Below are 20,449 nucleotides of genomic sequence, written 5' to 3'. Positions count from 1 at the left end.
TTATTCCGCTCGGTAACCCCGTACGGCTGCCCCCTGTGCGAGACACCTGTCACTCTTCGTCACGAGTGGCGGCGTGACATGCGACGGCGCCCCGCCCCCGGGACCGGGGACGGGGCGCCGTACGCGAGAGGGGACTACAGGCCGAGGTCGACCTCGAACTCGCCCGCCTCCAGGATCGCCTTGACGGCCGTCAGGTAGCGGGCCGCGTCGGCACCGTCCACCAGGCGGTGGTCGTAGGAGAGCGACAGGTAGGTCATGTCGCGCACCGCGATGGTCTCGCCCAGGTCCGGGTGGTTGATGACCACCGGGCGCTTGACGGTGGCGCCGATGCCCAGGATGGCGACCTGGTTCGGCGGCACGATGACCGTGTCGAACAGCGCACCGCGCGAGCCGGTGTTGCTGATCGTGAAGGTGGCGCCGGACAGCTCGTCCGGGGTGATCTTGTTGCCGCGGACCTTGCCCGCGAGCTCCGCGGTGGCCTTGGAGATGCCCGCGATGTTGAGGTCACCCGCGTTCTTGATGACCGGGGTCATCAGGCCCTTCTCGGAGTCCACGGCGATGCCGATGTTCTCCGAGTCGAAGTACGTGATCGTGCCCTCGTCCTCGTTGATCCGGGCGTTGATGACCGGGTGGGCCTTCAGCGCCTGGGCCGCCGCCTTCACGAAGAACGGCATCGGGGAGAGCTTGACGCCCTCACGGGCGGCGAACGCGTCCTTCGCACGGGCGCGCAGCTTCATCAGCTTGGTGATGTCGACCTCGACGACCGAGGTGAGCTGGGCCTGCGAGTGCAGGGCCTTCATCATGTTGTCGCCGATGACCTTGCGCATCCGGGTCATCTTGACCGTCTGGCCGCGCAGCGGGGACACCTCCAGCGCCGGGGCCTTGGCGGCGGCGGCCGGGGCGGCCGCGGCGGGAGCCGGGGCAGCGGCGGCGGCCTTCGCGGCCTCGGCGGCGGCGATGACGTCCTGCTTGCGGATACGGCCACCGACGCCGGTGCCCTTGACGGTCGCCAGGTCGACACCGTTCTCGGCGGCGAGCTTGCGGACCAGCGGGGTCACGTACGCGCCGTCCTCCGCCGGCTGTGCGGCGGCGGGGGCGGGCGTGACGGGAGCGGCGGCCGGTGCAGCCGGGGCGGCGGCCGGAGCCGGGGTGACCGGAGCCGGAGCGGGCGCCGGAGCGGCGGGCGCGGCCGGGGCCGGAGCGGGCGCCGGAGCGGCGGGCGCGGCCGGGGCCGGAGCGGGCGCCGGGGCGGCCGGAGCAGCCGGGGCCGGGGCGGCGGGAGCCGGGGCCTCGGCGGCGGGAGCCGGGGCCGGGGCGGCGGGGGCCGGGGCGGCGGCGGGGGCCGCGCCCGGGGCGCCGATGACGGCCAGCTTGGCGCCGACCTCGGCGGTCTCGTCCTCGCCGACCACGATCTCCAGCAGCACACCGGAAGCCGGGGCCGGGATCTCGGTGTCGACCTTGTCCGTGGAGACCTCGAGCAGCGGCTCGTCCTCCGCGACCTCCTCGCCGACCTCCTTCAGCCAGCGGGTGACGGTGCCCTCGGTGACCGACTCGCCCAGCGCGGGCAGGACGACGTCGGTGCCCTGGGCGCCACCGGCCGGGGCGGCGGCCGGAGCCGGGGCCTCGGCGGCGGGCGCCGGAGCGGGGGCCGGGGCCTCCTGCGCCGGGGCCTCAGCGGCGGCGGGGGCCGGGGCGGCGGCCTCGGCGGCGGCCGGAGCCGGGGCGGCGGCGGGCGCGCCCGTGCCGTCGTCGATGACGGCCAGCTCGGCGCCGACCTCGACGGTCTCGTCCTCGGCGACCTTGATGGAGGCGAGAACACCGGAAGCGGGAGCCGGGATCTCGGTGTCGACCTTGTCCGTCGACACCTCCAGCAGCGGCTCGTCGGCCTCGACGCGCTCGCCCTCGGCCTTGAGCCAGCGGGTGACAGTGCCCTCGGTAACGCTCTCGCCGAGCGCCGGCAGGGTTACGGAAACCGACATGGTTTCAGTTGCTCCTAACGAATTGCGGTAAGTGGTCGTCGCGCCCGGGACTGAGGGCGTCAGTCGTGGGAGTGGAGGGGCTTGCCGGCCAGCGCCAGGTGGGCCTCGCCGAGCGCCTCGTTCTGCGTCGGGTGGGCGTGGATGAGCTGCGCGACCTCGGCCGGCAGCGCCTCCCAGTTGTAGATGAGCTGCGCTTCGCCGACCTGCTCGCCCATGCGGTCACCGACCATGTGGACGCCGACCACGGCACCGTCCTTGACCTGGACGAGCTTGATCTCGCCCGCGGTCTTGAGGATCTTGCTCTTGCCGTTGCCCGCGAGGTTGTACTTCAGGGCGACGACCTTGTCCGCGCCGTAGATCTCCTTGGCCTTGGCCTCGGTGATGCCGACGGAGGCGACCTCGGGGTGGCAGTACGTCACCCGGGGCACGCCGTCGTAGTCGATCGGAACGGTCTTCAGACCGGCCAGACGCTCTGCCACCAGGATGCCCTCGGCGAAGCCGACGTGCGCGAGCTGGAGCGTCGGGACCAGGTCACCGACGGCCGAGATGGTCGGCACGTTCGTGCGCATGTACTCGTCGACGAGGACGTAGCCGCGGTCCATCGCGACGCCCTGCTCCTCGTACCCGAGACCGGCGGAGACCGGGCCGCGGCCGATGGCGACGAGCAGCACCTCGGCCTCGAAGGTCTTGCCGTCCGCGAGGGTGACCTTGACGCCGTTGTCGGTGTACTCGGCGCTCTGGAAGAACGTACCGAGGTTGAACTTGATGCCGCGCTTGCGGAAGGCGCGCTCAAGAAGCTTCGAGCTGTTCTCGTCCTCGACCGGGACGAGGTGCTTCAGGCCCTCGATGATCGTGACGTCCGTGCCGAAGGACTTCCACGCGGAGGCGAACTCGACGCCGATGACGCCGCCGCCCAGGATGATCGCGGACTCGGGGACCCGGTCCAGGGTCAGCGCGTGGTCCGAGGAGATGATGCGGTTGCCGTCGATCTCCAGGCCCGGGAGGGACTTCGGTACGGAACCGGTGGCGAGGAGGACGTGGCGGCCCTCGACCCGCTGGCCGTTCACGTCGACGGAGGTGGGGGAGGACAGCCGGCCCTCACCCTCGATGTAGGTCACCTTGCGGGAGGCGACCAGACCCTGGAGGCCCTTGTACAGGCCCGCGATCACGTCGTCCTTGTACTTGTGGACGGCCTTGATGTCGATGCCCTCGAAGGAGGCGAGCACACCGAACTGGTCCGCCTCACGGGCCTGGTCCGCGATCTCACCGGCGTGGAGCAGGGCCTTGGTGGGAATGCAGCCGTTGTGCAGGCAGGTGCCGCCGAGCTTGTTCTTCTCGATCAGTGCGACGTCCAGGCCAAGCTGAGCACCCCGCAGGGCCGCGGCGTACCCGCCACTGCCACCGCCGAGGATCACTAGGTCGAAAACGGTGCTGGCGTCGTTCGCCACGTCACGTCCTCCATGCATGTGCGCCGGTCGCCGGTCCTCGATGACCGGGCGGCGGCTGGTGTTCGGCCGCTGTTTCTTCGGCCCTGTGGTGGGGGCCCTGTCCTGCCGAGAACCCATCTTCGCACTTGTTGCCGGGAGGCGGGACGCGGGGCCGGGGTGTGAGACGGCCGATCGTCCGTCCCGGCGGCCCCCCGAGGCGTACGAAGGTACGGATTCCGTTGCGGTTCCCGTGCGGTTTCGGGGAAAGGACACGGCCCCGGACCGTCCGTCCGGGGCCGTGCAGATCACACCGATGTCACACGGGAGGCGTCAGCCGAGGTCGCCCGCCGCCGTGCGCTCCGCGAGCTTCACCAGGGTGCGGACCGCCGAGCCGGTGCCGCCCTTCGGGGTGTAGCCGAAGGGGCCGCCCTCGTTGTAGGCCGGGCCCGCGATGTCCAGGTGGGCCCAGGTGATGCCCTCGCCGACGAACTCCTTCAGGAACAGGCCGGCCACCAGGCCGCCGCCCATCCGCTCGCCCATGTTGGCGATGTCGGCGGTCGGCGAGTCCATGCCCTTGCGCAGGTCGGCCGGGAGCGGCATCGGCCAGGACTGCTCGCCGACCTCCTCCGCGATCTCGTGGATCGAGGTACGGAAGGCGTCGTCGTTCGCCATGATGCCGAAGGTGCGGTTGCCCAGCGCCAGCACCATCGCGCCGGTCAGCGTCGCCACGTCGACGATCGCGTCCGGGTTCTCCTCCGAGGCGCGGGTCAGGGCGTCGGCCAGGACCAGGCGGCCCTCGGCGTCGGTGTTCAGCACCTCGACGGTCTTGCCGCTGTACATGCGCAGCACGTCACCGGGGCGGACGGCGGAACCGGACGGCATGTTCTCGGCGAGCGCCAGCCACCCGGTGACGTTCACCTCCAGGCCGAGGCGGGCGGCGGTGACGACGGCGGCGAACACCGCGGCCGCGCCGCTCATGTCGCACTTCATCGTCTCGTTGTGACCGGCCGGCTTCAGGGAGATGCCGCCCGAGTCGTAGGTGATGCCCTTGCCGACCAGGGCGAGGGTCTTCTCCGCCTTCGGGTGCGTGTAGCTGAGCTTCACCAGGCGCGGGGCGTGCTCCGAGCCCTGGCCGACGCCGAGGATGCCGCCGTAGCCGCCCTTGACGAGCGCCTTCTCGTCCAGCACCTGCACCTTGATGCCGTGCTCCTTGCCGGCCGCGGTGGCGATGGCGGCGAAGGACTCGGGGTAGAGGTCGTTCGGCGGGGTGTTGATCAGGTCGCGGGCGCGGTTGATCTCCTCGGCCAGCGCGACGGCGCGCTCGGCCGCGGCCTTGTACGCCTTGTCGCGCGGCTTGCCGCCCAGCAGCGCCACCTCGGCCAGCGGGCCCTTGGCGTCCTTGCCCTTCTCCTGGTACGCGGTGAAGGCGTACGCGCCCAGCAGCGCGCCCTCCGCGATCGCCTCGGCGTCCTCGACCGCCTCGACCGGCAGGGCGAACGCGGCCTTCTTCACGCCGCTCAGCGCCCGGGCGGCGCAGCCGGCGGCGCGGCGCAGCGCCTCGGCGTCGTACGCCTCGTCCTTCTCCGGAGCCGAGCCGAGTCCCACCGCGAGCACGACCGGGGCCTTCAGACCGGACGGCGAGGGCACCTTGGTCACCTCACCCTCGGAGCCGGAGGCGCCGAGGGTCTCCAGGACGGTGGCGAGCTTTCCGTCGAACGCCTTGTCCACGGCCTCGGCGCCCGGTGCGACAACGAGTCCCTTGCCGCCCTTCGGGCTCTTGGCGACGCCGACGACGAGAGCGTCGGCGCGCAGTGTCGCCGCGCCGGCGGTGCTGAGAGTGAGAGCAGTCACGGTGGTGAATTCTCGCTTCCATTGAGTTCTGAGGCGGTCGAGGGGTGGGACGACCGGGTCCTGCCGCATCGTAAGTCGGGCCCGGGAAAGACCGGGAACGAGCCTACGCGTGCCGTCCCGTTCCGCTCACGGCGGCGGCGATTCACTCATCCGTGGCGTCTCCGCCACGTTCGCCGCGTCAACAGGTGAGAGCTGCGTCACACTCCCTGCAATCCTGCAAGGGAGCAACGTACCCCTTTGCATCATCTCCACAGATCCTCCCGGTGCCCGTACGCGCGCGGAGGACACACCAGGGGGGAAGTCATATGCGCACATTGGGAGTCCGGGGCCCGAGAGCGGCCGGACGGCTGCCGGCCGCGACACTGCTGGCCACGGCCCTGCTCGCCACGGTGGTCCCGGCCGGCCCGGCGGCGGCGGCCGAACTCGCGCCGCGCGTCGACCTGACCGTGCTGGTCGTGGACGACGGCGGCGGCGCGGTCGGGGCGATCACATCCGAACTGAAAGGTTCCGGCGTCCCCTACCGCACCGTGCGCCTCGCCGACCCCGCACGTCCGGTCATCGACGCCGCGTTCCTCGCCGACACGGTCGACGGGCGGCCGCGCGCCAAGTACCAGGGCGTGGTGCTGCCGGACGAGGCGCCGCAGGGGCTGGCGGCGGCGGAGCGGACCGCCCTCACCGCGTACGAGCAGCGGTACGCCATTCCCCAGGTCGACGCGTACACCTGGGCCCACCCGGGCGTGGGCCTCGACTACACCAGCGAGGGCGGGCGCTCCGGCGTGATGGACGGGGTCCGCACCGACCTCACCGCCGCCGGGAAGGCCGGCCCCTTCCGGTACCTCGACGGGCCGCTCACCTTCGAGGACAACGACCCGGACATCTCCGAGAGTTACGGGTACGCCGGCCGGCCACGCGAGGGCTACACCAGTTTCCTCGACGTCCCCACCGGCGACGGCGGACGCGCCAGCCTCATCGGGCAGTACGCCCACGACGGCCGGCGTGAACTGGTCGTCACCTTCGCCTACAACCGGCACCAGCGGCAGTTCCGGGCGCTGGCCCGGGGCATCGTGGAATGGCTGACGCAGGGCGTACACCTCGGACGGAACCGCAACTACCTTTCCGTCCATGTCGACGACGTCTTCGCCCCCGACGCCCGCTGGGACACCGAACGCAACTGCACGCCCGGCGACTTCGACTGCCCGGGCGGTGACGGTGAGGGGACCGAGCCGATCCGGATGACGGCGGCCGACGCCGAGTACGCCGCCCAGTGGCAGCGCTCCGCCGGTCTCACCCTCGACATGGTCTACAACGCGGGCTCCGGCGAGGAATGGAAGGCCGAGCACGGCGGCAGCGACCCGCTCACCGCCCGGCTGCTCGCCGACCGCGCCCAGTACCGCTGGATCAACCACACCTACACGCACCCGTTCCTGGGCTGCGTCCAGGACACCTCGACCGTCCCGTGGAGCTGCGCCAAGGACGCGTACGGCAACACCCGCTGGATGAGCCGCGCCGAGATCGCCGCCCAGATCCGCGACAACCACACCTGGGCCGTGAACAAGGGCATCGCCGTCGACCGCACCGAACTGGTCACCGGCGAGCACTCCGGACTCAAGACCCTCCCGCAGCAGCCGGCCGACAACCCCAACCTGGCAGGCGCCCTCGCCGACACCGGCGTCCGCTGGATCGCCAGCGACAACTCGCGCGAGCCCCAGCAGCGCCCCGTCGGCGCCGCGCGGACCGTCCCGCGCCACCCGATGAACGTGTACTACAACGTCGGTACGGCCCAGGAGATGGCCGACGAGTACAACTGGATCTACACGTCCAAGGAGGACGGCGGCAGCGGTGTCTGCGAGACCGACCCCGCCTCCACCTGCCTCGACGAGCCGCTCGACGTGAACACCGGGTACGCCACCCACATCGTGCCGCAGGAGGCCCGCATCGCCCTGGGCCACGTCATGGGCAACGACCCGCGCCCGCACTACGTCCACCAGTCCAACCTCGCCGAGGACCGCCTCCTCTACCCCGTCCTGGACAAGCTCCTCGCCGACTACCGCGCCCTGTTCGCCGACAACACCCCGCTCGTCACGCCCCGCCACCGCGACGCCGGTACGGAACTGGCCCGGCGCGCCGCCTGGGACAAGGCCCTCGCGGACGGCAAGGTCACCGCGTACCGCATCGGGAACACCGTCACCGTCAAGGCGCCGGCCGGAGTGACCGCCCCCGTCACCGCGCCCGAAGGGACCCGTAAACAGCAGTTGTTCGGTACGACGGCGTTCGGCACCCCGTACGCCGGTGCCCGCTCGGCCTGGACGGCTCCCGACACGCTCCAGTCCGCGACCACGCTCACGCTGCCGACCACCTGACGCCCGACAACATCACCTCCGGGGGGACACCGATGCCGAGCAGTGGCCGCCATGTCACCATGCTCACCGAGGGCACCTATCCGCACGTTCACGGGGGCGTCAGCACCTGGTGCGACCAGCTCGTCCGGGGCATGCCCGAGGTCGACTTCCAGGTCCTGGCGCTGACCGGCAGCGGCCGCGAGCCGGTCACCTGGGAGCTGCCGACCAACCTCTACCGCCACACCTCGTTCCCGCTGTGGGGCCCGGCCCAGGGGCGCTCCCGGCCCCTCATCGGCCGGGAGCGGCGCCGCTTCACCGACACCTACGAGCGCTTCCTGCTGTCGATACTCGACCCGTCCGCCGGCTGCGACTTCGCCACGAGCCTGTACGACCTCGCCTTACTGGCCCGGCGCGGCAGGCTCTCGGCCGCTCTCCGCTCCGAGTCCGTCCTCCGCTCGCTGATGTGGATATGGACCATGCCGCACCTGAAGACGGCGGCCGCCCGCCCCACCGTCCACGACGCCCTGACCGCGACCGACCTCCTGGAACACGCGCTGCGCCCGCTCGCCGCCCGCATACCCGACGACTGCGTTGCCCACGCCGTCTCCAGCGGACTGGCCACCCTCCCCGCGCTCGCCGCCCAGCACTTCGACGGCGTACCGTTCCTGCTCACCGAACACGGCATCTACCTGCGCGAGCGCTACCTCGGCTACCGCAGCGCCGCCCAGCGCTGGCCCGTCAAGGCCCTGATGCTCGGCTTCTACCGCGAGCTCAACACCCTCGGCTATCGGAAGGCCGACCTCATCACCCCCTGCAACCAGTACAACCGGCGCTGGGAGGAGCGCGGCGGCGCCCCCGCCGACCGCATCCGCACCGTCTACAACGGCGTCGACCCGCACGCCTTCCCCCTCGCCGGTCCCGAACCCGCCGTGCCCACGCTGAGCTGGTGCGGCCGCATCGACCCCATCAAGGACCTGGAGACGCTCATCAGGGCGTACGCCATCGCCCGCGCCGAAGTCCCGGAGCTGCGGCTGCGGTTGTTCGGCCCCGTCCCGGCCGGCAACGAGGACTACCGCACCAAGCTGGAGAAGCTCGCCGCCGACCTGGGCGTCACCGACGGCATCGCTTACGAGGGGCGCATCTCCGACGTGGCGAGCGCCTACGCGGCCGGCCACCTGGTGATGCTCTCCTCCATCAGCGAAGGGTTCCCCTTCTCGCTGATCGAGGCCATGTCGTGCGGCCGGGCCACCGTCTCCACCGACGTCGGCGGGGTACGGGAGGCGGTCGGCGACACGGGGCTGGTGGTGCCGCCCCGCGAACCGGCCGTCATGGCGGAGGCCGTGCTGACCCTGCTGCGCGACGACGCTCGCCGCGCCGAACTGGGCCGCCGGGCCCGGCAGCGGGTCGTCGACCAGTTCACCCTGCGCCGCTCCGTGGACGGCTTCCGCCGCATCTACCTGGAGCTGGCCGGACACCCGCAGCCGGAGCCGGAAGCCGAGGAGACCCGGGACTGGACCCTCCAGCTCCGCATCGCCGACCCTTGGCGCCCCCTGGTCACCGAGGACGACCTCGTCAGCGGGGAGGCGGCCTGATGAGCGGCTCCCTGTGGCTGACGGCGGAGTCGGCCGGCCGCGACACGCTGCCCGCGATCCCCCGTCCCCGGCCGAGCTGGGCCGCCCCCGACCCCATCGACGAACTGACCACCCGGCTGGAGGACGTGATAGCGGCCGCCGTCCACCCCGACGAGATAGCCGCCATCCTCGAATCCGACGGCATGACGGACGACCACATACGCCTCACCTACGGCCGGGAGAACTCCTTCGCCCTCGCCGAGGACCTGTACGCGCGCGTGGAGCGGAGTTTCCCCGAACCGGACGGCCCGCCCACCGACCCGTGGCACACCGGCATCGGCGGCTGCCTGCTGCGCGGCCTCGTCTTCGCCCTGCCGGGCCTCGCCTATGTGCTCGGCGCCCCGCTCCTGGCCGGGCCGCCCGGCGCGCTCGGCCTGCCCGCCGGCACGGTCCCGCTGCTCGCCGGCGCGGTCACCGGCTGGGTGTGGAACCAGGCCCTGTCCCACCGCGCCTACTCCTGGCTGGGCCTCGGGGACCGCCGGGCCGCCACCCGCACCCTGCTGCGCGGTGCCCCGGCGGGCGCCCTGCTCGGCGCGCTGGTGGCGGCCGGGGCGGGCGGGCCGGGGGAGTGGGGCGGCGCCGTGTTCGCGGCGGGCCAGGCGGTGTACCTGGCGGCCGCGACCGTGCTGCTGGTCCTGGACCGGGAGAAGGCGCTGCTGGGCGCGCTGGCCCCGCTGGTCGCCGGCACGCCCGCCGCCTTCTGGCTCGGCCTGCCCGACCCGGCGCGGGCGGCGCTGCTCGGCACCTCCCTGGCCCTGGCGGTCGCGCTGGCGGGGCGTGAGCTGCTGCCCGGGGGGACGGAGCCGCCGGGCGAGCGGGGGAAGGCCACCGAGCGGGGGAAGGCCGCGCCCCGGCTCGCCGCGTCCGTGCCGTACGGGCTGTTCGGGCTCGGCACCGGCGGGCTCGTCCTGTACGCCGCGATCGGCGACGTCGTGGCCGGGGGCACCGGGGCGTCGGTCGCCGGGCCGACCGCCGTGGCGCTCACCCTGTCCATGGGGCCCGCCGAGTGGCTGCTGCACCGGTTCCGCAGCGAGAGCCTCGCGGGCCTGCGGGCCTCCACCAGCTCCCGCGCCTTCCGCCGCGCCACGGCCACCACCCTGGCGCTGTGCCTGACCGTCTACCTGGCGGTGCTGCTGGCCCTCGCGGTGACCGGCACGCTGCTGTGGCCGGGTGCGCCGGACATCGGCGGAATCCGGCTCGCGGCACTGCTCCTGATCGGTACGGTGCTGTGGGCGGCCCTGCTGTTGCAGTCGTTCGGGGCGGTGCTCAGCGCTGCGGTGGTGTGCGGGGCGGCGGCCGGGGCGCAGACGGTGGCACTGGCGACGGGGGCGGGCGACCCGGGGCTGGTCGGCGCGGGCGTCGCCGGAGCGGCCGCCGTGGTGCTGGCCGTGCTGGGCGGCGTGCTGCTCGGGCGGGCGACCGCGCACCGTACGTGAGGACACGTACGTAAGACACACGGAGGAAGCGCACGTGGACCTGCTGGTGCCCTACTACGAGCACCCCGCCGAACGCCCCGACGAGTGGGACGCGATCATCGCCTCCGCGCCGCTGCTGTACGGGGTCGTGCTCAATCCCGCGAGCGGCGCCGGCCGCGCGCCCGACCCGGCGTTCGTGACCGTGGCGGACCGGCTGAGGGCGGCCGGGGTGTGCGTCCTCGGCTACACCGACACCGACTACGGCCGCCGCCCGCACGCCGACGTCCTCACCGACCTGGTCCGCCACCGCGACTGGTACGGCGCCGACGGCGCGTTCCTCGACCAGGTGCCCACCCAGCGCGAGGCCGTCGAGCACTACCGGCGCCTCGGCGTCGCCGCCCGCGCGGCCGGCGCGGCCACGGTCGTCCTCAACCACGGGGCGCAGCCACACCCCTCGTACGCCGAACTGGCCGAGCTGCTGGTCACGTTCGAGGGGCCCTGGGACACCTACCGCGACATGGACCTCCCGCTCGCCGACCACTACTGCCACCTCGTCTACGCGGCGCCGCCCGACGCCCGCGTCTCCACCCGCGTCCGGTGCGCGGTCCCCGGCGCCGGGGCGCACCCCTGGGGCACCCTCCCGCACGCGCTGGAGTGCCGGTGACGCGCCGCCGCGCACCGCTCCTCCTCGCCGTCCTGGTGCTGCTCCTGGCAGGCTGCACCAGCACGTCCGACGACGATCCCAGGCCGAAGCGGAGCCGCTGGCAGCCCAGGCCCGGCCAGGCGTGGCAGTGGCAGCTCAGCGGGCGCCTCGACCCGACCGTGGACGTGCCGGTGTACGACATCGACGGCTTCGACCACCCGGCGTCGACGGTGGCCGACCTGCACCGGCGCGGCCGGAAGGTCATCTGCTACCTGTCCACCGGGGCGTGGGAGGACTGGCGCCCGGACGCAGGGAAGTTCCCCAAGTCCGTGATCGGGAAGGGCAACGGCTGGAAGGGCGAGCGGTGGCTCGACATCCGCCGCACCGACGTCCTCGCACCGCTGATGGCCGCCCGCCTGGACATGTGCCGGAAGAAGGGCTTCGACGCGGTGGAGCCCGACAACATGGACGGCTACGCCAACCGCACCGGCTTCCCCCTGACGGCGGCCGACCAGCTCCGCTACAACCGCCTCATCGCCCGCCTGGCGCACGAGCGGGGCCTGGCCGTGGGCCTCAAGAACGACCTGGACCAGATCCCGCAGTTGCTGGACGACTTCGACTTCGCGGTCAACGAACAGTGCGCCGAGCACGACGAGTGCGCCGCCCTGCTCCCGTTCATCGACGCGGGCAAGGCGGTCTTCCACGTGGAGTACGAGCTCGCGACGCGGGAGTTCTGCCCGGAGGCGAAGCAGCTTCGGATGAGCTCGATACTGAAGCGGTACGAGCTGGGGGCCTGGCGCGCCCCCTGCTGATTCCTACGAGTTCCTACGAGGGGGTCACGTTCTCGGCCTGCGGGCCCTTCGGACCCTGGGTGACGTCGAACTGGACCTTCTGGCCCTCATGCAGCTCCCGGTATCCGGTGGCGGCGATGGCCGAGTAGTGGACGAACACGTCGGGGCCGCCCCCGTCCTGCTCGATGAAACCGAAGCCCTTTTCCGGGTTGAACCACTTCACAGTGCCAGTAGCCATACTGATCGATCTCCTTCTTTCCTTCACCCGCCGACTACCGGGCCCGGGGCTCCTCAAACGCCGATCAGTCGAAGGCGCGGGACGAGGTCAGGACAAGGTCAGGACGACGAGCGCCGCCGTGGCCGCCGTTTCCGCCACCGCCCCGAAGACGTCGCCCGTCACCCCGCCGAAACGGCGCACGCAGCGGCCCAGCAGCCACTGAGCCGCCCCGAGGGCCACCACCGCCGCCAGGACGTGACGCAGCGCCCCGTACGGGCCGCCCAGCGCGCAGCCCGCCCCGGCCGCGCCCACCAGGACCAGTACGGTCACCGCCAGCGCCCACCGCACCGGGACCGTGCCCGCCACCACCGCGCCCAGCCCCTCGGGGCGGGCCGCCGGGACGGCGGTGCGGGAGGCGAGGGTGAGTGCCAGGCGGGCGACCGTGCCGGCGAGGGCGGCGCCGGCCACCCCGTACGGCCAGCCCCCGGCCGCGTACAGCTCGTGCAGCGCCGCGACCTGGGCGAGCAGCACGAACAGCAGCGTGATGACCCCGAACGGTCCGATGTCCGACTGCTTCATGATCCGCAGCGCGTCCTCGGCGGGCTTGCCGCTGCCCAGCCCGTCCGCGGTGTCCGCGAGCCCGTCCAGGTGCAGGCCCCGGGTCAGTACGGCGGGCACGGCGGCCGAGGCCACGGCGGCGAGCAGCGGTCCGGCGCCGAGCAGCCAGGCGAGGCCGCCGGCGGCCGCCGCGGCGAGGCCCACCACCAGGCCGGCGAGCGGCGCCCACAGCATGCCGGCGCGGGCCGCCTCCCGGTCCCAGCGGGTCACCCGCACGGGCAGCACGGTGAGGGTGCCGAAGGCGAAACGTATGCCGTCGACGCTCGTACGGGCGCCGGTACGGGTGCGGGAAATGGTCACCGCGCGCAGGGTAGTCGGTAGAACGCACGATCCTGGAGCGGGTGGCATGGGGCACTGGTTCTACCGCAACATCGTCGAGCCGGGGAAGCTCCCGCTGCTCGTCGCCCTCGCCTCCTTCGTGCTGACCTTCCTGGTCACCCGCACGGTCACCCGGCTGATCCGGGCGGGCAAGGGGCCCTTTCGCAACGTCCGGCCCGGCGGGCTGCACATCCACCATGTGGTGCCCGGTGTCGTCCTCACCCTGATCGGTGGTTTCGGCTCCGTCGCGGTGGGACGGCACGAGGCCGGGGCCATCCTCTGCGCGGTGATCCTGGGGATGGGCGCGGGGCTGGTGCTCGACGAGTTCGCGCTGATCCTCCACCTCGACGACGTCTACTGGACGGAGCAGGGCCGCAAGAGCGTGGAGGTGGTGGTCCTCACCACCGCGCTGCTCCTGCTGGTCCTCGGCGGCTTCTCGCCGCTGGGCGTCGACGAGGTCACCCCGGAGGAGCGGCAGGGCCGGGGCAGCCTCATTCTCACCATCACCCTGAATTTCGTCTTCGTGCTCGTCGCACTGTTCAAGGGCAAGTTCCGGATGGCGATCCTCGGCCTGTTCGTGTGGCCCGTCGCCGTCTTCGGAGCGCTGCGCCTGGCCCGCCCCGGCTCCCTGTGGGCGCGCCGGCTCTACCGCAACCGGCCCAGGGCCCGCGCCAAGGCGGGGCTGCGGGCGTTCCACCACGACCGGCGCTGGGACCGGGTCAGGCGCCGCTTTCAGGACCTGATCGCCGGCGCCCCCGACCGCGTACTGCCCTTGCGCCACCCGCCCGACGACCGCCCGCCGGAGGACCGCCCACCCGAGGACGGGCCCGACCGGCGCTGACGCCACGAGAGCACCGCGCACACCACCAGCACGGCCGCGATCGCCGCCAGGTGCTCCTTGCCCGCGAGGTTGCACTTCACCAGCACCTCGACCACCATCGCCACGACCACCAGGCCGCCCGTCACCCACGCCCGGTGGCGCCAGCAGACGAACACCGCGAGCCCCACGACCGCCGCCGACGGGCCGGTGTCCACGACCCGGGCGTCGGACGCGGGCAGCCCCAGCCCCAGCGGGGCGTCCGGGCCGAGCGCGATGCCGAGCCGGGCGTACATCGTCCCGGCCAGCGTCGCCGCGTACGCGACCAGCAGCGTCAGCGGCCGGCCCAGGCAGATCTCCGCGATGCCGAACACCAGCAGGATCTGCGCCAGCGCGCCCCACACCGGCAGGTCGAGCGCCGGGACGAACAGCGACAGCGGTGTGCGCAGCAGCGCCAGCCACAGCGGGTCCTCCGCCCGCACCGAGCCGATGCTCTGGACCAGCCCGTACCCCCAGGGCTGGTTCTGTACGACCTGGAAGACCCCCGTCAGGCAGACCGCGCCGAGCGTCATGGCGACCGCACGCCACTTGCGGGTCACCAGAGCCGTCCGTACGGCCGCGTACAGCGTCCCCCACTCGCGGCGCGCGAACCGCCTCAACGGCGTCTGCCTTCCAGGTGCCGGTGCATCCACTTGGGCAGGCCGGGCGCCTCCAGGAATCCTTCCGCGCGGCCCGCGGCCAGGCCGATGCGCAGCAGGTCGGAACTCTTCTCGAAGAGCATGAATCGCGGCTCCCAGATCGGTCGGTACTTGGCGTTGGCGCGGTACAGCGACTCGATCTGCCACCAGCGGGAGAAGAAGCTCAGCAGGGAGCGCCACAGTCGCAGCACGGGACCCGCCCCGAGCTTCGCGCCACGTTCGAAGACCGACCTGAACATCGCGAAGTTCAGTGAGACCTGCGTGATCCCGATCTCTCCGGCGCGCTGGAGGAGCTCGATGACCATGAACTCCACCAGGCCGTTCTCGGAGTTCCGGTCGCGGCGCATCAGGTCGAGCGACAGGCCCCGGGGCCCCCACGGCACGAACGACAGCAGGGCGCGCGGTACGCCGTCGGCGTCGGCGCACTCCAGCATCACGCACCGCCCGTCGGCCGGGTCGCCCAGCCGCCCCAGCGCCATCGAGAAGCCCCGCTCGGTGGCGCCGTCGCGCCAGTCGTCGGCCAGCCGCAGCAGTTCGGCCATCTCGTCGGGCGGGATGTCCTCGTGGCGGCGGATGCGCACCTGGTACCCGGCGCGCTTGACCCGGTTGTACGCCTGGCGCACGGTGCGCATCGCCCGCCCGTCGAGGGTGAACTCGCCGGTGTCCACGATCGCCTCGTCGCCCAGCTCCAGGGCGTCCATGCCGTGCCGGGCGTAGACGGTGCCCGCCTCCTCGCTCGCGCCCATCACGGCCGGGATCCAGCCGTGCTCACGCGCCTCCGCCAGCCACGGCTCGATCGCGCCCGGCCACGCCTCCGGGTCACCGATGGGGTCGCCGGAGGCGAGCGAGACGCCGCCGACGACGCGGTAGGCGACCGCCGCCTTGCGGCTGGGCGACCAGACGACGCTCTTCTCACGGCGCAGCGCGAAGTAGCCGAGCGAGTCGCGGTCACCGTGCCGGTCCAGCAGCGCCCGCAGCTCCTCCTCGTCCCGCTCGCTCAGCGGGTCGACGGCCCGGCGGGAGCGGAACGCGGCGTACAGGACGGCGATCAGCAGGAGCGTCGACATGATGTTGATGACGACGTCCACCCAGCCGGGCGTACGGATCTCGGGGGAGGTGTCGGTGGCGAGCGTGACCAGGCGCAGCACGCCGTAGCGCCAGCGCTCGGGGAAGGTGGCGCGGGCGGTGTCGGTCGCGGTGACGAGCAGGGCGGCGATCAGCGACGTGACCAGCAGCCCGCCGACGGCCACGGCCGTGGCCAGCGCCGGGTTGGAGCGGTCGCCCTTCGCGTAGAACTCCCGGCGGCCGAGCAGCAGCGCCAGCACGAAGCCGGCGGTCAGGAAGAGGGAGACCCAGTTCTGCGCGTGCTGCCGGATCTCGGGGAAGGCCATGGCGACGGCGAACAGCAGCAGGAACAGCCCGGCGAGGACGAGGTTGAGGATCCACGCGGCGCGCTTGCGGCGGCGCATGGTGATCGCCAGGAAGAGCGCGAAAGCGCCGGAGGCGAAGCCGGCGGTGAGCAGGTACGGCGTGAAGTAGTCGTCCGTGTTGTGCCGCCGCAGGTCCTGGCCGAAGGACACCCACACGGCGCCGAGGAGGTTCAGGAACGCGACGGCCCGCAGGTACCAGACGGCGAACGCGGCGCCGCGCCGCGAGCGGGCGGTGCCGCCGGGTGCTTCGGCGGCGGTGTCGGCGGGGCTCTTGGTGGACGCGGACAACCGGACATCTCCCATGAAACGCGATCATATGGGGCATCGCCTGACATGGCCGGTCCAGCGGGTACGGCCACCGCCGGGCGGGGGCGGCGGCCGTACCGGGCGCGCCTCAGTCCTCTTGCGGCTGCTCCTCCGGCAGCGGCTTCTCCGGCAGCTCGGCCGCGAACGCCGCCGCTGCCTGAACGAGGGGGAGTGCCAGCAATGCCCCGGTTCCTTCCCCCACGGTGACGCCATGGTCGAGCAGCGGGTTGAGCGCCATCCGGTCCAGCGCCTTGGACTGGGCCGGCTCGCCGCTCACCTGACCCGCCAGCCACCAGTCCGGCGCCCGGAACGCGGCCCGCTGCGCCACCAGCGCGCACGCCGCCGACACCACGCCGTCCAGGATCACCGGCACGCGCCGCACCGCGCTCTGCAACAGGAACCCGGTCGTCGCCGCCAGGTCCGCCCCGCCGACCGCCGCCAGCAGCTCCAACTGGTCGCCCAGGACCGGCCGGGCCCGGCGCAGCGCGTCGCGGATCGCCGCGCACTTGCGCATCCACGCCAGGTCGTCGATGCCCGCGCCGCCCCGGCCGGTCACCACCGAGGCGTCAGTACCGCACAGGGCGGCGATCAGCGCGGAGGCGGGCGTGGTGCCGCCGACGCTCAGGTCGCCCAGCACGACCAGGTCGGTGCCCGAGTCGGCCTCCTCGTCGGCGATGGCCATCCCGAGGCGTACCGCCCGCTCGGCCTCCTCCGGGGTCAGGGCGTCCTCGATGTCGATACGGCCGCTGCCGCGCCGCACCCGGTGGCGTACGACATCGGCGGGCAGCAGCTCCGGGTCGCAGTCCACCCCGGCGTCGACGACGCGCACCGGAACGTTCATCCGCCGCGCCAGCACCGCGACCGGGCTCGCCCCGTCCAGCACGGCACGCACCAGCTCGTGCGTGCCGCCGGCGGGCCGGCCCGACACGTCCAGCTTTGCCACCCCGTGGTCACCGGCGAACAGCACCACGCGCGGCCGCTCGATGGGCCGCACCGGGACGGTCCCCTGGGCGGCCGCCAGCCACTCGCCCAGCTCGTCGAGACGGCCCAGCGCCCCGGGCGGCACGGTGAGGCGCTCCCGGCGTTCCTCGGCGTCTCGCCGCGTACCGCTGTCGGGGCGCTCGATCAGATCGGAGAAGTCGTCGAGATTCAGCCTGCTCATTCGACGAACAGTACAGGCGCCGTCACGGTGTTCGCCGGGGTGCCGGGCCGGTCATCCGCGCAGCACGAGGGCCTGTCCGGCGACCACCAGCAACACGTGCTCGCACTCGTCGGCGAACGCCGCGTTCAGCCTCCCCAGCTCGTCGCGGAACCGCCTGCTCCCCGCGTCGCCCGGCACGATGCCGGCCCCCACCTCGTTCGTCACCGCGACGACCGTCCGCGTGGTCGCCCGGACCGCCGCGACCAGCTCCGCCACCCGCTCGCGCAGTTCCCGCTCACCGGTCTTGGCCCAGGTGTCGTCGTCCCAGGCGCCGACCCGGTCCATCGCGTCGGTCAGCCACAGCGACAGACAGTCGATCAGCAGCGGCGGCCCGTCCTCCCGCAGCAGCGGGACGAGCTCGCACGTCTCCTCCGTACGCCACGACCCCGGCCGCCGGTCGCGGTGTGCGGTCACCCGGGCCGCCCACTCGGCGTCGCCGTCCCGCGTGCCGCCCGTCGCGACGTACACCACGTCGGGGAACGCCTCCAGGCGCCGCTCGGCCTCCAGGGACTTCCCCGACCGCGCCCCGCCCGTGACCAGCGTGCGCCGGGGGACATCGGGCACGTCGTGGTACTCGCCCACGATCAGCGTCGCCCCGTCCGGCACGGCCCGCGCCCCGGCGGCCGCCAGGCGCCGGTCCAGTTCGAGGCAGGACGGCACGTCATGGTCCAGGTGCACCGCCACCACGTCCGTGGCGGGCCCGATGCCCCCGGCGGCGCGCAGCCGGGCCGGCCCGTCCGGCCGGGCGACCACATCGGCGACCACCATGTCGTACGGCCGCCGCACCTCCATGACCCCGGCGGGGGCGCCGCCCGGCGGCAGGTACAGCAGGCGCAGCCCCTCCGGCGACGTCACCTCGTATCCGGTGCCGGGCGCGTCCATCGGCACGGCCCTCACCCGGTGCCCGCTGATCAGGGTCAGCTCCCGCCCGTCCGGCACCCGCCCGGCCGCGGGCAGCCCGGCCGGCAGTTCCAGGGCCGGGCCGTCGTGCGGATGGGTCAGCAGCACCTGCCGTACGCCCGTCAGCGAGTGCCCCGCCCGGGCGGCGGCCAGCGCGGCTCCCGGCGTCAGGTCGAGCAGCAGCGCCCCGTCCACGAGCAGCGCGGTCGCGGCGCGCGCCCGGTTCCCGCGGGCGGTGGCGCACGCGGCGCAGGGGCAGTCGGGGCGGGGCAGCCCCTCGGGGGCGCCGGTACCGAGCAGAGTCACTTCCACGGGACGATCCTCCCGCGTCCCCGCGCGGGCTGCGCGCCCGGCTACGCTGCGGGCAGGAAACCGATCATCTGGAGGCCCACATGGCATGGACGTGGCGGTTCGAGGGGTCCGACGGCTCGGAGGTCGCCCCGGCGGTGGAGCCGGAGGAGTTCACGACCCAGGGAGACGCGGAGTCCTGGATCGGCGAGACCTGGAAGGACCTCCTGGAGGGCGGTGCCGAAAAGGTGACGCTCTTCGAGGACGGTACGGAGATCTACGGCATGAGCCTCCGCGCCGCGCAGGACGCGTAACCGAGCCCGACGGAGCCGTGCCGGCGGGGCTGCCCGCCCGGCCGTCACGGCTCCGTCGCCGGGCGCCGGCCTCCACCGGCGCGCCGCCGTGCGCCCGGCCCCGGCGGCTTCCGGCGCCCCGCGGTGCGCCCGGCCCGGCGGCCGGTCCGGACAGGCCCGCCGCAGGGGTCCCTCACATCTCGCCCAGCGTGACCCGGGCCGTCGCCGAGCGGCCGCCGCGGGTGTACGTCACGGTCACCTCGTCGCCCGGTTTCGCCGAGGCCAGCGCCTCCAGCAGGGACGTGATCGTGGTGATCGGGTCGTCGTCCAGCTTGGTGATGATGTCGCCGGGCCGCAGGCCCGCGTCCGCCGCCGCCCCGCCCCGGGAGGCCTCGACGATGGCGACGCCGCCCGGCCGGTAGTCGTCGGTCAGGACGGTACGGCCGGTGATGTTCAGGGCCGCCCGGCCGGAGTCGGTGACCCGGCCCGTGCGGACGATCTGGTCGGCGACCGTCCGCACCATCGAGGCGGGGATCGCGAACCCGATGCCCGGCGCCGCGCTGCCGCCCAGCTCCGGGTCCGCCGCCGCCAGCGTCGGGATCCCGATGACCTCGCTGTCCAGGTTGACCAGCGCGCCGCCGCTGTTGCCCGGGTTGATCGCCGCGGACGTCTGGACCATGTTGCCGATCGTCGCGCCCGTTCCGCCGCCCGACCGGCTCTCGCTGACGGTGCGTCCGGTCGCGGAGACGATGCCCTGGGTGACGCTGCCGGACAGGCCGAGCGGTGAGCCCATGGCCAGCACGATCTGGCCGACCTCCACCTTGGAGGAGTCGCCGAACGTGGCCGGCTTCAGCCCGTCGGGGCGGCGGTCCAGCTTGATGACGGCCAGGTCCTGCTCCGGATAGCTGGAGACCAGCCGCGCCGCCAGGGGCTCCTCGCCCGTCGCCACGGTGACCCTGAAGGTCCGCTCCCTGCCGATGACGTGGGCGTTGGTGACGATGTGGCCCTGACCGTCGTAGACGACCCCGGACCCCAGGCCCGCCCGGGCCTCGATCTGCACGACCGACGGCAGGACGTTCCGGATGACGTTGCGGTAGTCGTCCTCCAGTTCGGCCGCCCGCGCGGCCCCGGCCACCCGGGGCTCCGCCGCCGGTCTGCCGGCCGGCGATGGACCGGCCGAGCAGCCGCCCACCAGGGCGGCCGCGCAGACCACGGAGGTCAGGGGCGCGAGCACACGAAGGGCTTCCATGACCGGAGTATCCCTTTCACCCCATAGGTCCGGCGCCC

17 protein-coding genes are annotated in these 20,449 nt (G+C 73.3%); 7 read left to right on the top strand and 10 right to left on the bottom strand.

What is annotated here, in order from left to right; genetic code table 11:
- Positions 1-134: 134 nt before the first annotated feature.
- The 3 genes from sucB to AB0J57_RS18190 all read right to left on the bottom strand — a co-directional run bounded on the left by sucB (position 135) and on the right by AB0J57_RS18190 (position 5,257).
- The gene (sucB, locus tag AB0J57_RS18200) at positions 135-1,979 is read right to left on the bottom strand and encodes a 2-oxoglutarate dehydrogenase, E2 component, dihydrolipoamide succinyltransferase (RefSeq protein ID WP_366129210.1); all 1,845 of its coding nucleotides are present in this window, start codon (positions 1,977-1,979) and stop codon (positions 135-137) included.
- A 59-nt stretch (positions 1,980-2,038) separates the two neighbouring features.
- On the bottom strand, positions 2,039-3,427 hold the full coding sequence (lpdA, locus tag AB0J57_RS18195) for a dihydrolipoyl dehydrogenase (RefSeq protein WP_366129209.1): 1,389 nt from the start codon (positions 3,425-3,427) through the stop codon (positions 2,039-2,041).
- A gap of 309 nt (positions 3,428-3,736) precedes the next feature.
- Positions 3,737-5,257, bottom strand: coding sequence for a leucyl aminopeptidase (locus AB0J57_RS18190; protein ID WP_366129208.1), 1,521 nt, complete (start codon positions 5,255-5,257; stop codon positions 3,737-3,739).
- Positions 5,258-5,562: 305 nt separating this feature from the next.
- On the opposite strand from AB0J57_RS18190, the gene AB0J57_RS18185 reads away from it, so the two are divergent.
- From AB0J57_RS18185 to AB0J57_RS18165, 5 genes are read left to right on the top strand one after another with little or no spacing between them, the layout of a single operon-like run.
- Positions 5,563-7,617: a hypothetical protein gene (locus tag AB0J57_RS18185; protein WP_366129207.1), complete on the top strand. Its 2,055-nt coding sequence runs from the start codon at positions 5,563-5,565 to the stop codon at positions 7,615-7,617.
- 32 nt (positions 7,618-7,649) lie between these two features.
- The gene (pelF, locus tag AB0J57_RS18180; RefSeq protein WP_366129206.1) at positions 7,650-9,188 is read left to right on the top strand and encodes a GT4 family glycosyltransferase PelF; all 1,539 of its coding nucleotides are present in this window, start codon (positions 7,650-7,652) and stop codon (positions 9,186-9,188) included.
- Positions 9,188-10,663, top strand: a complete 1,476-nt coding sequence (locus tag AB0J57_RS18175) for a hypothetical protein (RefSeq protein WP_366129205.1) — start codon at positions 9,188-9,190, stop codon at positions 10,661-10,663. Before pelF ends, AB0J57_RS18175 begins: the two co-directional genes overlap by 1 nt.
- Positions 10,664-10,697: 34 nt before the next feature.
- Entirely contained in the window at positions 10,698-11,306 is a 609-nt protein-coding gene (locus AB0J57_RS18170; RefSeq protein WP_366129203.1) for a spherulation-specific family 4 protein, read from the top strand.
- Positions 11,303-12,097: an endo alpha-1,4 polygalactosaminidase gene (locus AB0J57_RS18165; RefSeq protein ID WP_366129201.1), complete on the top strand. Its 795-nt coding sequence runs from the start codon at positions 11,303-11,305 to the stop codon at positions 12,095-12,097. The genes AB0J57_RS18170 and AB0J57_RS18165 overlap by 4 nt, the downstream gene beginning before the upstream one ends.
- A 13-nt stretch (positions 12,098-12,110) precedes the next feature.
- On the opposite strand, the gene AB0J57_RS18160 is transcribed toward AB0J57_RS18165, so the two are convergent.
- Positions 12,111-12,314 carry a cold-shock protein gene (locus tag AB0J57_RS18160; RefSeq protein ID WP_366129200.1) on the bottom strand — a complete coding sequence of 68 codons (204 nt, stop codon included), beginning with the start codon at positions 12,312-12,314 and terminating at the stop codon, positions 12,111-12,113.
- An 87-nt stretch (positions 12,315-12,401) separates the two neighbouring features.
- The gene (locus AB0J57_RS18155) at positions 12,402-13,211 is read right to left on the bottom strand and encodes an adenosylcobinamide-GDP ribazoletransferase (RefSeq protein WP_366129198.1); all 810 of its coding nucleotides are present in this window, start codon (positions 13,209-13,211) and stop codon (positions 12,402-12,404) included.
- A 46-nt stretch (positions 13,212-13,257) separates the two neighbouring features.
- Here AB0J57_RS18155 and AB0J57_RS18150 point away from each other — a divergent pair, with 46 nt between their 5' ends.
- Complete coding sequence (locus AB0J57_RS18150) at positions 13,258-14,070, top strand: hypothetical protein (RefSeq protein ID WP_366129197.1); 813 nt, start codon at positions 13,258-13,260, stop codon at positions 14,068-14,070.
- On the opposite strand, the gene AB0J57_RS18145 is transcribed toward AB0J57_RS18150, so the two are convergent.
- The 4 genes from AB0J57_RS18145 to AB0J57_RS18130 all read right to left on the bottom strand — a co-directional run bounded on the left by AB0J57_RS18145 (position 13,962) and on the right by AB0J57_RS18130 (position 18,893).
- Positions 13,962-14,705, bottom strand: a complete 744-nt coding sequence (locus tag AB0J57_RS18145; RefSeq protein ID WP_366129196.1) for a hypothetical protein — start codon at positions 14,703-14,705, stop codon at positions 13,962-13,964. The two genes, AB0J57_RS18150 and AB0J57_RS18145, sit on opposite strands and share 109 nt — an antisense overlap.
- Positions 14,702-16,477 carry a phosphatidylglycerol lysyltransferase domain-containing protein gene (locus AB0J57_RS18140; RefSeq protein WP_366129194.1) on the bottom strand — a complete coding sequence of 592 codons (1,776 nt, stop codon included), beginning with the start codon at positions 16,475-16,477 and terminating at the stop codon, positions 14,702-14,704. Before AB0J57_RS18140 ends, AB0J57_RS18145 begins: the two co-directional genes overlap by 4 nt.
- Positions 16,478-16,568: 91 nt before the next feature.
- Positions 16,569-17,642 (bottom strand): nicotinate-nucleotide--dimethylbenzimidazole phosphoribosyltransferase, encoded by a 1,074-nt coding sequence (cobT, locus tag AB0J57_RS18135; protein WP_366129193.1) that lies wholly within the window; start codon positions 17,640-17,642, stop codon positions 16,569-16,571.
- 51 nt (positions 17,643-17,693) lie between these two features.
- On the bottom strand, positions 17,694-18,893 hold the full coding sequence (locus AB0J57_RS18130) for a bifunctional adenosylcobinamide kinase/adenosylcobinamide-phosphate guanylyltransferase (protein WP_366129192.1): 1,200 nt from the start codon (positions 18,891-18,893) through the stop codon (positions 17,694-17,696).
- Positions 18,894-18,973: 80 nt separating this feature from the next.
- On the opposite strand from AB0J57_RS18130, the gene AB0J57_RS18125 reads away from it, so the two are divergent.
- Positions 18,974-19,183 carry a hypothetical protein gene (locus tag AB0J57_RS18125; RefSeq protein ID WP_366129191.1) on the top strand — a complete coding sequence of 70 codons (210 nt, stop codon included), beginning with the start codon at positions 18,974-18,976 and terminating at the stop codon, positions 19,181-19,183.
- A 172-nt stretch (positions 19,184-19,355) separates the two neighbouring features.
- On the opposite strand, the gene AB0J57_RS18120 is transcribed toward AB0J57_RS18125, so the two are convergent.
- Positions 19,356-20,411, bottom strand: coding sequence for a trypsin-like peptidase domain-containing protein (locus AB0J57_RS18120; RefSeq protein ID WP_366129190.1), 1,056 nt, complete (start codon positions 20,409-20,411; stop codon positions 19,356-19,358).
- Between the last annotated feature and the right edge of the window lie 38 nt (positions 20,412-20,449).

Source organism: Streptomyces sp. NPDC049837 (assembly GCF_040674455.1).
GTDB lineage: Bacteria > Actinomycetota > Actinomycetes > Streptomycetales > Streptomycetaceae > Streptomyces.
The sequence above is the reverse complement of the archived record's forward strand: the minus strand, read 5'-3'. Positions and strand labels throughout refer to the sequence as shown.